This is a genomic window from Psychrobacillus sp. FSL H8-0510, from assembly GCF_038008345.1.
Lineage (GTDB): Bacteria > Bacillota > Bacilli > Bacillales_A > Planococcaceae > Psychrobacillus > Psychrobacillus psychrotolerans.
The window spans coordinates 2015579-2029524 of record NZ_JBBOYZ010000001.1; the positions used below are offsets into that span (position 1 = coordinate 2015579).

Consider the following 13946-nt stretch of genomic DNA (forward strand, 5'->3'; position numbering starts at 1 on the left):
TATAGCCAATTAAATTTATACTCTTCACCGTTGTTATTCAATCCACAGTAGTTTTCTCATCTACTAAGTATTTATTAAAGGACATTACAAAAAAACTAATACCAGTTAAAACTAATATAATACTTATAAATATCGGAAAATAGCCTATAGCTGACATAGCTGCTGAAAAGTTCTCATATCCCCCTAATCTAGTGGAATAAATAGCCACTGCAATCCATGTCATCCCAAATAATATGATTCCTGAGAGTAACGTCGTTGCTCCCATTATTAAATATTTCAACATGACTCCCCCTTCCGGTTACACCATATTTATATATTCGCCTTGGCGAAGAGGTTTCCCTCTCTCATCAAAAAAGATGCCGTTCTGTATTTCCAAAACGGCATCTTTCATAAGTTATTTTAATTTTCCTACGTAGATAGATTGTGGTCGAAAAATTGTGTTGTCTTCCAGTTGTTCTATAGCATGTGCAGTCCATCCAACTATTCTTGCAACACTAAATGTTGGAGTGAACAATTCTGAAGGCATATTAATGGATCGCATGATGGCTGCTGCATAATATTCTACATTTGTGTATAATTTTCTACCCGGTTTATATTCGGCAAGTAACTCAATAATTTCTTTTTCGGCGATTGTTGCTATATCTAACCATGGATCTTTACCTTGAAGCTCGCTACATTTCTCTCGCAGTAAAATGGAACGAGGATCCTCTGTTTTATATATTCGATGTCCGAAGCCCATGATCTTTTCGCCATTTTCTATTTTATTTTTTACGATAGTACGGATTTGCGTGGGATCTTTGAATTCGTTTAGCATAGTAATAACTCCGGACGGTGCTCCTCCATGGAGAGGTCCTTTCATCGTCCCAAGTGCTGAAGTTATGGCGGCTGTTAAATCTGACTCAGTTGAAATTGTTACACGAGCCGCAAAGGTCGATGCGTTTAAACCATGCTCCATCGTAAGTTTTAAGTACGTTTCTAACGCTTCCACTTGAACCTCACTTGGTACTTCTCCAGTTAACATCCATAAATAATTTGCTGTGTGTGAAAGATCGTTGTTTGCTTCAATAATCGGTAGCCCTAGTTGGTTTCGGTAATGTCTAGCTACTATCATCGGAAGTCCGGCTGTTAATATAACCGCCTGCTCCTCTATTGGCATTGCTTTAAATGATGGATGTGCAAATGCAGATATAGCTGTTCTCATCGCATCCATTAAAGAAACTTCTTTAGGAAGCACGTCTATTACCGCTTTTATGTGGGAAGGTAGCTCTCTATAATGATTCATCTTAGAGTCTTTCGCAGCATCTATTTCTCCCGTCCATATAAAAGTTGCCAACTCTTCAAATGATTTAGTTGCTACTAATTTGTCTACTAGTATTCCTCTATATCTTAGCTCCCCTATGTCCCCATCCACTGAAGCAATTTTCGTATGAACTGCTACTACATCTTTTAATCCCTTTTGATACATTTATAACTCCTCCTTTTCTTTAGTATATGAGAAAAACTTGATAATAAAAATTAAATATATATAATCGTATTAATTACTATTATTAATCAAAGAAGGTGTTTAGATGGAATACCAGTGGTTAAAAACATTCTGTACCGCTGCAGAAACACTGAACTTTCGAAAAGCCTCTGAGAGGTTATTGATGTCTCAACCAAGTGTGACTGTTCATATCAAGTTACTGGAGGAGCATTTAGGATCCGCTCTTTTTGATAGACAAAATAATCGAGTAACTCTCTCTGAGGCAGGAAAATATTTTCTACCTGAAGCACAAAAGTTAGTAAATAGTACGGAAAATACGATTCACAAGATGCACGCCTTTAAACAAGGTTATCGTCAGACTTGGACGATTGCGATTTCACCTCTCATGGCCGAAACCATCCTTCCCTATTTTTTACGGTCATTTATGAAGCTACAACCTAACTTAGAAATACATATTCGGGTGGAGGAATCCTATCTGATTGAAGAGCTTGTAGATGCTGGCGAAGTCAACATTGGCATTTCGGCACTCGATGCACAAAGAAAAGGAGTAGAATCCATCTCCATCTATGAGGATCCTATATTATTTGTTATGCCAGTAGATACGTATGATGAGGAAAGCGGTCCACCGATTGATATTAAGGAAGTTTTACAGAAAAACTATTTGTTTACACATCATCATCCTGTTTTCTGGGACGATCTTCTTGTGAAGTTACATAAACACATTAGTGGAGTCCGAACGATGAAAGTAACGCAGGCACATATTGCCAAACGTTTTGTACAAGATGATCTAGGTGTCTCCTTTTTACCTCACTCGATTGTTCGACGTGAGCTATTAGAAGGGAAAGTAATGCAGCCCCATTTTGATTTATTTGAATTACCTACTGTTTCCACTTTCATCATTGTTAAAAAGAAAGGAGACCTGGAAAAGTTATTTATTGACCAAATATCGAAATATTATTTTGGTGGAACATCTTAAGAAAAACACGATGGAATTCTTTACCTCGTCCCATTCAGTAGTACAAAATTCAATAGAACACTCTAATTAGGAATGGCTTAGTTCTTTCCCAAGGAGAACTAAGCCATAACTATTTCGATATTCGACTATTTAATAATAGTCCCCTTTACCTTCATTATATTTTTGTCCATTCAGTTCTTAACAATGAAAAAATGTAAGCATCGTGTGATTGATTATTCTGATAGAGGTATCCCCTCAACAAGCCTTCCTTAGTAAAACCTAAACGCTTTAATAATTGTATAGATGGCTCATTTTGCGGATAAGTCACTGCACCAATCCTGATCAGCTCCAAATATTCAAACGAGTATCTTAAAACTTCTTTTACTGCTTCGGAGGTAATTCCATTATTCCAATGAGAAGGGTGCAATTCAAACCCAATCTCAGCTTTCTTACTATAAGTGCTCAGGTTGTTTAAACCTAATGTGCCTACAAAATCACCTGTATCTTTTAATACAATGCCCCACCTGATACCACTTTTACATTCATATGTGCTTTGGAAGGACTCTACTATTTTTCTAGCATCTTCTATACTTTTCAAGCTATCCATACCGTAATATTTAGTCACTTCATCTTTTGACATAATTTCGAAAAAGCTTTCTGTATGTTCCTCTCTTACTTGAACTAAATTCAGTCGATTCGTTTCTAACTCAGGAAATCCCATAAAATCATCCCCTCGATTTATCGTCATTTATTTTAATTACTTTGAAACATAGCAAGCTAAGGTGAGAGAATAGCATTTGAATAACAAAATTTCCCTTTAAGAAAACATTAGTGTCTGTAGCTACAGCTTGTGTGATTCGTTAAAACAGAAAATCATCGCCGTTTTTGTCTTGGATAATTAACTCAAATTTATGATTCTCTGTCTTTGTTTTTACTTCTTCGCTATTTAGGAAATCAGTAATTTCTTTACTTATTTTGATGGTCGTCTGATTATCCTCTGTATCCGATGATTTCATGTTAGTCATGATGGTAATAGATACTTTTTCAGGGTTGTAAGAATATCTAATGTCAGCTACCTCATATTCTTTTTTTAGAAAAAGTTCTTCTTCTATGCTTCTCATAACGGGCATCCATCGACTCTCGATTTCCTCTTCTGAAAGGTCTCGAGTTATAACTTGTACCTGTTTTGGTGTTTCGTTTGCTTTTAATAGTTCAATCGCCGCCTTGTAGATTTCTACTTTCTTAGCTTCATCAGCTATTGGAATGTACACACTGACTACAGGGCCGTATGTGTTAACATTCATAATCGGATATCCTGCTCCCTCCAAGTCTGACATCAACTTCTCACCAAGTTCCTCCCTTTGTTTGTCTATCTCTTTTTGAACGGATGACACCTCATTCTCATTCTTGGCAGAAACCATTAACTCGTAGTTGTCATATCCCCTTTTATCCAAAATTTCATTCAAAAGATTTATAACTTTGCCCTCTTCTTGCTTGACGTATTCTTCCGTTCCATTCAGCTCTATGTCAAAGTATGGCTTCTGTTCCCATTTCCCCATGCCAATAGCTGATAGTTGATACCCTTCTTTCGCCAAATCTTCCCAGATTACTTCATGAATAGGTTTATAAAATATTTGCCCTAAATACGGAATTTTCGATACTACTTCCGCCATGGTTGGACTAAGCAATGCGGAACCTGTTAGGACTACAAAACTGATAACCGCAGCTACTACAAAATGCAGTTTTCTCCTTCCTCTTTTTCTTCCTGTTGACTTTTCAAAGTCTGTTCTATTTTTCGACTCTTTGCTAATATTTTTAGCAAATTCGTATAAGGAAGGTGGTGTCTGGATTTTATCCATCTCTTCTTGAATTTCTTTCTTCACGGATTCATCGATTTTCATTGTGTATTCACCCCTATAAACTGATTTTCGATCAACCTTTTTTTCAGAGCATTCCTTGCCCGGCGAAGATGGGATTTGACCGTAGAGCTTTTCAGTCCCAGCATTTCTGCTATTTCTTGGATTGCTTGCTCTTGGTAATAGTAAAGGATGAGTACGATTTTGTAGTCACTGTTATCGAGGGATGATATGCCCTTTTTAATCTCGTTTTCGGTTTCCTCTTTTAGTAGACATTCCATCACGCTATACTTGTCCGTTACCACATCAACTTCAAGCGGGGATTCTTTCAAGCGTTCATTCTTTCTCCAAGCGTCGATGGATCGGTGAGAAACCAGTTTATAAAACCAAGTGTTGAAATAAGTAATTTCTTTGCCACTCATGATATTTCGATATGCCTCAACCAAAGCATTTTGGACAACTTCTTCTGCCTGTTCCTTCGACTTCAGGATACCGAAACTGGTCCTGTAACCCTTCTCAATCAATGGAGTGACTAGTTCAGCAAATGCTTCGTCCTCCCCTTTCTGAATCCGTGATATCAGTGTTTTCTGTTCCAAGCGTAAACCCCCTTTAATTGTTCCTACCTTTTAGGCGACGGTGAGGCTACTTAGGACGCACAAATATTTTAAAAAAGGAAAAGAAATTGAATTTCTCCTGCTTCTCCTGTATTTTGTTCGCTAATAGTACGTTGATATTAAATAAATAACCAAGTTCAATGAACTTGGTTATTTATGTACAATTTTTGTTTATATCATTCTAATTTATGATTTTTATAGTAAATCAAAAAGTCAGTCCACTGATCATTCTCTAGCGAAAACTCCTTTCTTTCACATTCAAAGATAAATCCAGCTTTTTCAGCGAGACGTATCGAGGGATAATTATCGATATTAATATGTAATTCAATTCGGTGAAAATTCAAAGTGGAAAAGAAAGCTTCAGTAGCTGCTAATACACTTTCCAAACCATACCCATTGTTCCAATACTGATTGTGAATGGAGTAACCCATCATGGCCCACTGGTAATCCATTCGTAAAATAGTTATAAGTTCAACTTTTCCAACGTTTACTCCATCTTCTTTACGGAATATCCCAAGAATGTACATTTCATCTTTTTTAGCTAATTCATTAAAGCCTTCAATCCATTCAACAAACCATTCTTCAGTAGAAGTAGGCATATTTAAAGGGCGACCATCATCATATGTATATTGTGAGGGCATTCTGTTGTCAAACTGCTCGTACCAATTACTATAATCCTCTTTTTGAAAAGGACGTATGATGAACCTTTCCGTTTCTATAACTAACTTTGAAAACTCCATTTCTTCACCTACTCTTGTATTTCTATGTAATTCTTAATATCACTTTTCCTTGTGAAGAATCTTCAAGTAGTTCAACATTAATATCATGAGTTATGTGATTAATATCATGTATCTATCTTTGCAGTCCCTTTCCAGCTAATGGCTTATCATTATACATCTCGGTATTATATGTAGATGACAATTCCACCTGGCAGATGCAAATCATCAAGGTACTCTTTTGCCATTAAAAGCAGTTCATATGTATCGTTCCATTATTTCCTCAGTTCAAATACATTGTTATGATGTGTTATCGGAACTATGACACCACAGCCCATTAATATATCTGGCTCGTTTTTCCACTGAAAAAATAGCTAGTTTCATTTCCAAATACAATATTCTGTTTTAACCTTTGTAAGGATTACAAAACGGACAATTTTCCGTTTTTACCTCCCACCAACTCATCGATTATAGTTGGGATTTCCATTAGATTATCTACAACATACTCTGCTTGAACATCCACATCCTTCCATTGCATATCTTTCTTCCAAATACCCTTCATCCCTACATGTTTAGCCGCTCGCATATCATTATCTGGATGGTCACCGATAAATACGCATTCGTTTGGTTGGAGCCCAAGTTTGTCGGCAGCCCGTAAAAATATTTGGGGATCTGGCTTTTTAACATCCTCCCATTCAGAAATTAAAATTGTTTGGAAATAATCTTCTATTCCTAAAGCCATTATATTGTCCATTTGAAACTGACCGAATCCATTCGTAATCATCCCTATTAACATCTTTCTCTCCTTCAATTTCTCTAGCATTAATAAAAGGTTATCAAAGGGTACACAGCAATACTTAAATTCACTCAAATAATCTTCCAGTAGTTCTTGCCAAGTAATTTTGGTAATTCCAAATTCCTCTGCTAATTGGCTATATACTTTGTCCTTCCAAACATATCCTCGACTGTCTAATTGTATAAGCCTTGCTGTGTACACATCTTTTGTAATAGGACCTATGAGGTGACTAAATCTATCGTATTGCTTATCTGCAAACAACTTTAATGACTCATCTCTATTGAGTAAAGTACCATCTAAATCGAACAGAACTGCTTTTATCATTTTATTCTCCTTTCACTTACTTTAAGTCTTTTGGATTACCTTCTACATCTCCTGGTTCAAATCCTTCTTTTATTTATTCATAAATAAAACATCATCCATGTATAAAGGATGATGCCATTCGTAATTACTATTCCGATAAGGTGACGTCTACGATTTCGTCGATTGATAGTTCAAACGAGCGAAAAGGATCCTCTATTTCAATTGTTCGCTTTCTCAAATCAATCCATTGGATCGTACCGCGGTTATAGATAAACTCTCCCTCTTTCCACCGTTTTATTTTGATTTCGACGTTTCGTTGCATTGCGAGTGCGATTTGATCATGAATAACTTCATAGTCAAACTCATTTAAATCTGGGCGAGGCTCTTTTTTTATCTCTTCTCCATATTCTCGAAGCATCTTCACATGCTCTGGCAACATCATTGCTACCCACTTTTTCGACCCACGATCCTGCAATCGAGATAAATCCAATTGGTTCCAATCTTCTTCAAAGTTAGCCATGTTATCACATCTCTCTTTTTTACTTATCATATCGAACATTTGTTCTTATTTCAAGTGGGAATTAAAGGCCGCTGAAAAAATGATCTTCAAAAGTGTACATAACAATGATGGAGCGATTATGGAAAGTGATTGATCGGTTATTGGTTTCTATTAATCGATTATCGGTATTCGTCGATCGATTATTTGATTCTATCAATCGATTATCACAGATTTCCTAATAAAAAGACACGCTCATAATGAACGTGTCTAATCTTTATTATCTACATCAATTCTTTTGCAAGTAAACGATAGACATTTAAACGTTTTTCTTGCGAATGCGGAATACTACAAATCATGACTTCATCGAAACCATAATTACCTTGTTCTTCCTGTAAAGTCTCTGCTACCTCTTTTGCAGAACCGACTAGATGAATTTTACGATTTTCTTGAATCATCATGCGATCCATTTCCGTCAGCGGATAATCTTGCGCTGCCTCTGGTGTCATTAATGAACGAATTTGCCCTTTCATAAGAGACAAACGTGCAATGTCCTGAGGTAATGCTTCAAATTCAGCCTCTTCTTTGGTTTCTGCAGCCGTTACAAGGTATGTAACATTAATCTCTGGCTTCTCCATTAAAGCAGACGGCGTGAAGTTATTACGATATGTGTCTAATATCGCTGGAGTCATACCACCTTGGAAAAATTGTGCAAACGAATAGCCAAGACCCATTCTTCCAGCCTGTACAGCACTATTACCAGTGGAGCCAAGTAACCAAGCTTCAGGTAATACTATTTTAGAAGGACTGGCAATCGTTCTGTTGTATAAGCTATCCTCTGGAACTTCATCATTGATCAGTTGCAAGGCAATTGCTAACTTTTCATACATATTGTTGACCAATGGAGGGCGACCTTCCGAAAGAGCATACATCGCATGATTATCTCCACCTGGAGCTCTTCCTACACCAAAGTCAATACGACCTGGAGAAAGTGCACTTAAGGTTTTAAAAACCTCCGCTAACTTCAATGGTGAGTAGTGCATCATCATCACGCCACCTGTACCGATACGTAATTTCTTGGTTTTCGCAGCTAAGTGAGCCGCAATTACTTCCGGTGCAGAACTTGAAAATGCATCGGTTCCATGATGCTCGGCCATCCACATACGATGATAGCCTAGTTCATCTGCTAAAATAGCCAATTCTTCTGCTTTTTTTAATGCTCCTGCTGCCGTATTGCCAGATGTGACTGGCGCTTGATCTAATACACTTAGTTTCATCTATATATCTCCCCTTCAACAAATGCTCGTTTAATACGTTTCTTTTCAAATGCTATCGAATTAAAATTAAAAAGTAAACGAAAGGGACTTGATAATAGAAATATTATTGAAGTAAATAGCTAACCTCCTTGGCACTTTAAAATTTCTACTTCTTTTAAATTCTATGAAGACATAAAATCTTAACAGTTCAGTCTAAACGTGAGGAGATGATTTTTTGGTTAGCCTGTTGGAAAATATATTTCAAATCTCGGCAATAATACTACTGCTATGTTCTCTCTATTACTATAGACATTTTAAAAAAACGAAAAGAGAAAGAAAGCTTACTTCCCTTGAATTTTCGATGTTTTTGTTAACAGAAGCAGCAATTTTTCTCTGTGCAGGTAGTTATCTACTTCTTCTCTTGGATAAAGGTTGGATTTAGCTATATAAGCCTAAGGAAATATAGAACCTTGAGGAACTGGTTGTAGTAGTCGTCACAACTAGCTCCTCTTTTTCAGTAATCATATGGCATTTTCGTGTTACAAACTAAATGGATATTTATGTTAAAATACAAATAAGTAAGACGTCAATATTGTGGGTCGTTAAGTTAAGGACGAAACTTCTAGTCGCTGCACAACTAATATTTTGCTTTATTACATATGGAAGTAAAGCCTTTTTTATTGAAATAAGTAATACAAGAATGGATGTGCTTTATGGAAGAAATGATATCACCATTTATTCAACCAAACTTGAGAAAACTTTTATCCTTCGCAACCTCGGAAAGGAATATCGATCGAGAATACGAAATATATATCCACTCACCAGTTAGAGAGTTATATGGATATATCTTTGAAGATGAAGTCGTTGGTTGTATAGGAATAGAAATTTTAGATTTAAAGCGCTGTGAAATTAAACATATTGCAGTATTTCCCAACCATAGAGGAAAAGGTCTAGGAAGTAAAATGATTAGTTTTATTAAAGTTAAACATCCAGTACCTTTTGTTATTGCTGAAACCGATAAAGAAGCTGTAATTTTTTATGAAAATTACGGATTTAAAATAACGAGTTTGGGAGAAAAGTATCCAGGTGTGGAACGCTACCAATGTATCCTGAAAAATAAGTAGACTATTATATTAAGCTAACATCATCGGTTTTATTTCTATCAGAATTAAAGTATTTCTTATTGAACTATAGTAAATAAAGTTGAGTTGCAAAAGGTAGTATATGTCCAAGTATATTAGTATATTTTGCTTAACATTAGTGGCTAGTGTAATTTTATTTTTTCTATTTGCTGGAGTGTTTGATGGTGGTGATTATGCCGAAACAGCCATTTATACAATAGGAACAATAATCATTGTACTTCTATCATTTTTGATATCTCTTATGTACTATTTAATAAATTTATTGCAAAGGAAGATTTAGATCTACTTTTCAATAACGTTGTGCTTTAGTAAAAAGAGGAAATAATAAGATCTAAAGCAGTGCTAAAAAGCTAACGAGTTCGGATGATGGGGAGAAATTATTAAATAGCGTTCAAATTGGAGAAAAAATTCACATATGAGTTGGTGTCTCCTTTTTTGTTGTTACATCAATCTTTAACGGGGTTAACAAATGAAATAGCACATCAATTCACAAGCGAATTGAAATTAAATAAATTATGTGATGTTCGCTAAAAATAGTGGAGTTTTTATGTTAATCTAAATAGAAATTGTGAGAGATTTCACTTAAACTAACGCCGCAAGTTAGCTAAATAAGGGTGTAACATAAATCACTAAAAATACATTTTGAAAGAGGGATATTATGAACCACTACCAAATTGTAAAAGGAGTAATTAATGATTGGGACCCGATGAATTTTTTAAGTTTCTCATCTGAGGATGAATATGATCCAGAAATAAGTCGCATTGTATCGCGATTACCAACTGCATCTGTTGAAAAATTAGCTGTAGTGATACATGAGGTCTTTGATGAAATGTTTTCGAGGAGTAGAAGTAGAATACCTTCAATTAATAATTGTTATCCAAGTGCCTTAAAAATTTGGGACAAAATTTATAATAATAAATTTCCAAACTTAAAAAAACGATATTAATCAAAAGCAATATTATTAAACTAACGGATGCTTTACTTCAAGAAGGAGTAAAGCCTTTAGGGGGTGAAGAGATATGCCAATGGAACAAGAAACAATGGGTATGCTAATAGGTGGATTTTCAATCATAATGAGTATAGCGTTTCTTGTTGTAATACTGCTAATGTTTTCAAAAAAACGAAAGTCATTTAGAGTAGCTTATGGATTAATTATTGGTTTTTTTGTATTTTTTAGTTGGGCAATTAGCCAGGCTTTAAATGCAATTAGTTTTGATGTTAACCATCCAATGGCATCTGAAGAAATTTCTCTACGTCTTGGAATTGCAGGAGTTTTATGGGCAGTTAGTATGTTATTTTTACTATTTGGCTTAATAAATTTTTCATCTATCAGGAAGAATACAGTAGAAACTTAATAAAGATGTAATCCTTCTTCAACTAACGAGGTGATTTAGCTCACAAGTGGCTGCCTATAAGGGTAGCTTTTTCTTATTGAACTAACGGTGCAGTCTAGTTGTGTATTTATCAAAATATAAAGCGTGCAACAAAAATAAGCCACACAAATTTAGATATAAACTTTATGTTAAAATTCTTTAGACCATGTTTCAGCATCATTATCATACATAATATTTACAGATGCATGTTCAATATTCAATTCATGCTGTAGAAAATCAATTAAAGATAGAAACATTTCTTCGTTTATTTCTTCTTTTTTGTTATATAAACTGACATTAAGTGAATGTATGCCTCCTATATCATCCGTGGGTGTAAATTCTATACCTTGTGTTTCTCCGAATTTTTTATTTATATAACTTTTAACCTTCGGTGTTACCTCTTCAATGAATTCTGTTGCTTCTTGAATGGATATATCATCTTCTACTTTTTTGGTAAATCTGTTTTCATAAACCATGAATGACTTTTGTGTTTCTGTATTTAATATTACTGCAGCATAATCGAAATTACCGTAGTTCTCCCCAATATCATAGAGGACATATGAAATTTCGTATTCCATTTTTGGATATTTTGTTACTAGGTATTGTTCTGCTTGATCAATTATCTTTTCTTCTTCTTTTTCATCGGGGATTAATGATTCCTTAAATTCACCGAAAGTCCAGAAAGCTCCAACTACTAATCCAACTACTAGAAACAAAGATATTCCAGTAACTATCACAAAGGTTTTGGGCCAAGTTTTATTTCTTATATTCACCATTTTATCTCCTTATTTTATTTATAAATTCTATAGCTGAATGCTTATTCATTGGAAAGTACCACTTCATTTGTAATAGTTTTTTGTGAAAACTTTCACTTAAATTAAGCTGCTTTACTTTACTAAAAGTAGGAAGTAAAACGCTAATTGATTTATGTAAATTAAAGTTGTTTATAAATATTGAACTAAGAAAGAATAATAATTACAGTTCCACATATCAAATGGAGATAAAATGATGTTTTACAATTTACTTCGGTATTTGAAGATAGAATAAATGATATCCCCAAGAAGATGAAACCTATATCAAAAATGAAAGGAAACAATTCTAAAGAAGATATGAAATGAGAAAGCATCAAACCAACAGCAATGACACTTAACATTAGAGAATAAGAGGCATATTCACTATTTGGTCTTAACAAATTATTTCCTCCAAATTCCAATATCACAAAATTAGCATAAAACAAAGTAAAAATGATTTGCCAATACAGTTATATATTTACTCACTATAGGTATATTTGTAATACGTTCAACAAACCGAAGAGTTTCATTTTTCGTGAGAGAGTTTTGTTTGTGAAATGTTACACTTACATTAACGGGTGCTTTAGTAATATGAGGATAGTAAATATACGTCAAAAAACGCTCAGATTTTTTTCTGAGCGTTTGTACTTGTCATTTATTCGTTAATAGCATTTTTCTCCCCATTAACTGAACCCGTTATTAAAAAGCACTACCTTTTTTAATTATTTATTAATAAACCGATGTATTTTCTTTAGTGATATTTTCTAGAATTTCTTTCACACGTGCTAGGAAACGACCAGCAACTAAACCATCTAGTACACGGTGGTCTAATGAAAGACATAAGTTTACCATATCACGCGCAGCAATCATGCCACCATCCATAATAACTGGACGTTTCACGATAGATTCTACTTGTAAAATCGCTGCTTGTGGGAAGTTGATGATTCCCATTGACTGAACAGAACCGAATGATCCAGTATTGTTTACAGTGAATGTACCACCTTGCATTTCATCTGATTTTAACTTTCCTGAACGGACTTTTGCAGCAAGTTCGTTTACTTCACGACCAATACCTTTAATCGTTTTTTCGTCCGCATTTTTAATAACTGGAACGTATAGCGCGTCTTCTGTTGCTACTGCTATAGAAATATTGATGTCTTTTTTCTGAACGATTTTATCCCCAGCCCACATAGAATTCATCATTGGGAATTCTTTTAATGCTTGCGATACAGCTTTCACGAAGAAAGCAAAGTATGTAACATTAAATCCTTCTTTTTGTTTAAATTCATGCTTGATCGAGTCACGGTATTGAACCATGTTCGTAACGTCTACTTCAATCATTGTCCATGCATGAGGAGCTTCGTGTTTGCTACGTAGCATATTTGCCGCGATTGCTTTCCGAACACCTGTTACAGGAATTTCGATATCTCCCACTGCCACTGGAACATTAGGAACTGCTGTTTTCGGTGATGGAGCTGAAGTAGGTGCAGCTGCTGGTGATGGCGTAGAAACAGCTTGTTGCTCTACTTTTGCTACTGGAATTTCTCCACTTTCAACAATTTTCAGTAGATCCTTACGAGTGATTCGTCCTTCGTTACCTGTACCAGTAACTAAAGAAAGATCGATTCCATGTTCTTGTGAAATTTTCAGCACTGCAGGCGAGTAGCGTGCTTTGGCACCTTTTTCACGTTCTACAGGAGCAGCATGCTTTTGTACTTCCGCAGGTTTTACAGTTTCAGCAGTTGGCTCTTCAGGTGCAGCCTCTTTTACCTCTACTGTTTCTTCAGAAGCTCCACCTTCTGTTTCTATCGTACAAACGATTTCTCCGACAGCTAATGTGTCTCCTTCGTTTGCGATCAACTCTTTAATAATTCCTGTAAAAGAGGACGGTACTTCAGCTGTTACTTTATCTGTATTTACCTCCGCTAGTGCATCATATTTATTTACGTGATCGCCTGGTTTAACTAACCATTTCTCGATTGTTCCTTCTGTTACACTTTCGCCTAGTTGGGGCATTTTGATTTGTTCGATTGCCATTCGAGTTCCTCCTTATCAAATTCGCCTTGGCGTATTTGTGTCCAGATTTTTATCGAGCTTGCTCGATAGATTCCTTAAAAAAATCTGTGACATCCGCCGGAGGCAGTAACTTCATTCGGCAAAGTCTT

Annotated in this window: 17 protein-coding genes; 5 read left to right on the forward strand and 12 right to left on the reverse strand. The window is 35.4% G+C overall.

The window, feature by feature from the left end; genetic code table 11:
• Positions 1-37: 37 nt before the first annotated feature.
• Both MHI40_RS10075 and MHI40_RS10080 read right to left on the reverse strand, forming a co-directional pair.
• On the reverse strand, positions 38-283 hold the full coding sequence (locus MHI40_RS10075) for a hypothetical protein (protein ID WP_340762525.1): 246 nt from the start codon (positions 281-283) through the stop codon (positions 38-40).
• 111 nt (positions 284-394) lie between these two features.
• On the reverse strand, positions 395-1465 hold the full coding sequence (locus MHI40_RS10080; RefSeq protein ID WP_340762526.1) for a citrate/2-methylcitrate synthase: 1071 nt from the start codon (positions 1463-1465) through the stop codon (positions 395-397).
• A gap of 103 nt (positions 1466-1568) precedes the next feature.
• On the opposite strand from MHI40_RS10080, the gene MHI40_RS10085 reads away from it, so the two are divergent.
• Positions 1569-2459 (forward strand): LysR family transcriptional regulator, encoded by an 891-nt coding sequence (locus MHI40_RS10085; RefSeq protein WP_093538461.1) that lies wholly within the window; start codon positions 1569-1571, stop codon positions 2457-2459.
• A gap of 154 nt (positions 2460-2613) precedes the next feature.
• On the opposite strand, the gene MHI40_RS10090 is transcribed toward MHI40_RS10085, so the two are convergent.
• The 6 genes from MHI40_RS10090 to MHI40_RS10115 all read right to left on the reverse strand — a co-directional run bounded on the left by MHI40_RS10090 (position 2614) and on the right by MHI40_RS10115 (position 7243).
• Positions 2614-3159 carry a GNAT family N-acetyltransferase gene (locus MHI40_RS10090; protein WP_340762527.1) on the reverse strand — a complete coding sequence of 182 codons (546 nt, stop codon included), beginning with the start codon at positions 3157-3159 and terminating at the stop codon, positions 2614-2616.
• A gap of 139 nt (positions 3160-3298) precedes the next feature.
• Entirely contained in the window at positions 3299-4339 is a 1041-nt protein-coding gene (locus tag MHI40_RS10095) for a DUF4030 domain-containing protein (RefSeq protein WP_340762528.1), read from the reverse strand.
• Positions 4336-4890: an RNA polymerase sigma factor gene (locus MHI40_RS10100; RefSeq protein WP_340762529.1), complete on the reverse strand. Its 555-nt coding sequence runs from the start codon at positions 4888-4890 to the stop codon at positions 4336-4338. Before MHI40_RS10100 ends, MHI40_RS10095 begins: the two co-directional genes overlap by 4 nt.
• A gap of 194 nt (positions 4891-5084) precedes the next feature.
• Positions 5085-5648 carry a GNAT family N-acetyltransferase gene (locus MHI40_RS10105; protein ID WP_340762530.1) on the reverse strand — a complete coding sequence of 188 codons (564 nt, stop codon included), beginning with the start codon at positions 5646-5648 and terminating at the stop codon, positions 5085-5087.
• Positions 5649-6045: 397 nt separating this feature from the next.
• Positions 6046-6744, reverse strand: a complete 699-nt coding sequence (locus MHI40_RS10110) for an HAD family hydrolase (RefSeq protein ID WP_340762531.1) — start codon at positions 6742-6744, stop codon at positions 6046-6048.
• Between the two features lie 127 nt (positions 6745-6871).
• Entirely contained in the window at positions 6872-7243 is a 372-nt protein-coding gene (locus tag MHI40_RS10115) for a YolD-like family protein (protein ID WP_175496332.1), read from the reverse strand.
• A gap of 92 nt (positions 7244-7335) precedes the next feature.
• On the opposite strand from MHI40_RS10115, the gene MHI40_RS10120 reads away from it, so the two are divergent.
• A complete protein-coding gene (locus MHI40_RS10120) occupies positions 7336-7461 on the forward strand; it encodes a hypothetical protein (RefSeq protein WP_340762532.1) in 126 nt (41 codons plus the stop codon).
• Between the two features lie 42 nt (positions 7462-7503).
• Here the strand turns inward: MHI40_RS10120 and MHI40_RS10125 are convergent, their stop codons facing one another.
• Positions 7504-8496: an LLM class flavin-dependent oxidoreductase gene (locus MHI40_RS10125; protein WP_093538453.1), complete on the reverse strand. Its 993-nt coding sequence runs from the start codon at positions 8494-8496 to the stop codon at positions 7504-7506.
• 692 nt (positions 8497-9188) lie between these two features.
• Between MHI40_RS10125 and MHI40_RS10135 the strand changes: the two genes are divergently transcribed.
• The 3 genes from MHI40_RS10135 to MHI40_RS10145 all read left to right on the forward strand — a co-directional run bounded on the left by MHI40_RS10135 (position 9189) and on the right by MHI40_RS10145 (position 10972).
• Positions 9189-9599: a GNAT family N-acetyltransferase gene (locus MHI40_RS10135; protein WP_340762534.1), complete on the forward strand. Its 411-nt coding sequence runs from the start codon at positions 9189-9191 to the stop codon at positions 9597-9599.
• Positions 9600-10275: 676 nt separating this feature from the next.
• Complete coding sequence (locus MHI40_RS10140) at positions 10276-10563, forward strand: hypothetical protein (protein WP_340762535.1); 288 nt, start codon at positions 10276-10278, stop codon at positions 10561-10563.
• Between the two features lie 73 nt (positions 10564-10636).
• Positions 10637-10972 carry a hypothetical protein gene (locus tag MHI40_RS10145; protein WP_340762536.1) on the forward strand — a complete coding sequence of 112 codons (336 nt, stop codon included), beginning with the start codon at positions 10637-10639 and terminating at the stop codon, positions 10970-10972.
• A 167-nt stretch (positions 10973-11139) separates the two neighbouring features.
• Here MHI40_RS10145 and MHI40_RS10150 read toward each other — a convergent pair whose 3' ends face one another.
• From MHI40_RS10150 to MHI40_RS10160, 3 genes are all read right to left on the reverse strand, one after another.
• A complete protein-coding gene (locus MHI40_RS10150) occupies positions 11140-11766 on the reverse strand; it encodes a hypothetical protein (protein ID WP_340762537.1) in 627 nt (208 codons plus the stop codon).
• 182 nt (positions 11767-11948) lie between these two features.
• Entirely contained in the window at positions 11949-12182 is a 234-nt protein-coding gene (locus MHI40_RS10155) for a hypothetical protein (RefSeq protein WP_340762538.1), read from the reverse strand.
• A 328-nt stretch (positions 12183-12510) separates the two neighbouring features.
• On the reverse strand, positions 12511-13818 hold the full coding sequence (locus MHI40_RS10160) for a dihydrolipoamide acetyltransferase family protein (RefSeq protein WP_093538447.1): 1308 nt from the start codon (positions 13816-13818) through the stop codon (positions 12511-12513).
• Positions 13819-13946 lie beyond the last annotated feature (128 nt).

Coding starts and splice junctions, on each gene's coding strand:
- MHI40_RS10075 (WP_340762525.1), bottom strand. CDS start 283: ATGTTGAAATATTTAATAATGGGAGCAACGACGTTACTCTCAGGAATC.
- MHI40_RS10080 (WP_340762526.1), bottom strand. CDS start 1,465: ATGTATCAAAAGGGATTAAAAGATGTAGTAGCAGTTCATACGAAAATT.
- MHI40_RS10085 (WP_093538461.1), top strand. CDS start 1,569: ATGGAATACCAGTGGTTAAAAACATTCTGTACCGCTGCAGAAACACTG.
- MHI40_RS10090 (WP_340762527.1), bottom strand. CDS start 3,159: ATGGGATTTCCTGAGTTAGAAACGAATCGACTGAATTTAGTTCAAGTA.
- MHI40_RS10095 (WP_340762528.1), bottom strand. CDS start 4,339: ATGAAAATCGATGAATCCGTGAAGAAAGAAATTCAAGAAGAGATGGAT.
- MHI40_RS10105 (WP_340762530.1), bottom strand. CDS start 5,648: ATGGAGTTTTCAAAGTTAGTTATAGAAACGGAAAGGTTCATCATACGT.
- MHI40_RS10110 (WP_340762531.1), bottom strand. CDS start 6,744: ATGATAAAAGCAGTTCTGTTCGATTTAGATGGTACTTTACTCAATAGA.
- MHI40_RS10115 (WP_175496332.1), bottom strand. CDS start 7,243: ATGGCTAACTTTGAAGAAGATTGGAACCAATTGGATTTATCTCGATTG.
- MHI40_RS10125 (WP_093538453.1), bottom strand. CDS start 8,496: ATGAAACTAAGTGTATTAGATCAAGCGCCAGTCACATCTGGCAATACG.
- MHI40_RS10135 (WP_340762534.1), top strand. CDS start 9,189: ATGGAAGAAATGATATCACCATTTATTCAACCAAACTTGAGAAAACTT.
- MHI40_RS10140 (WP_340762535.1), top strand. CDS start 10,276: ATGAACCACTACCAAATTGTAAAAGGAGTAATTAATGATTGGGACCCG.
- MHI40_RS10145 (WP_340762536.1), top strand. CDS start 10,637: ATGCCAATGGAACAAGAAACAATGGGTATGCTAATAGGTGGATTTTCA.
- MHI40_RS10150 (WP_340762537.1), bottom strand. CDS start 11,766: ATGGTGAATATAAGAAATAAAACTTGGCCCAAAACCTTTGTGATAGTT.
- MHI40_RS10160 (WP_093538447.1), bottom strand. CDS start 13,818: ATGGCAATCGAACAAATCAAAATGCCCCAACTAGGCGAAAGTGTAACA.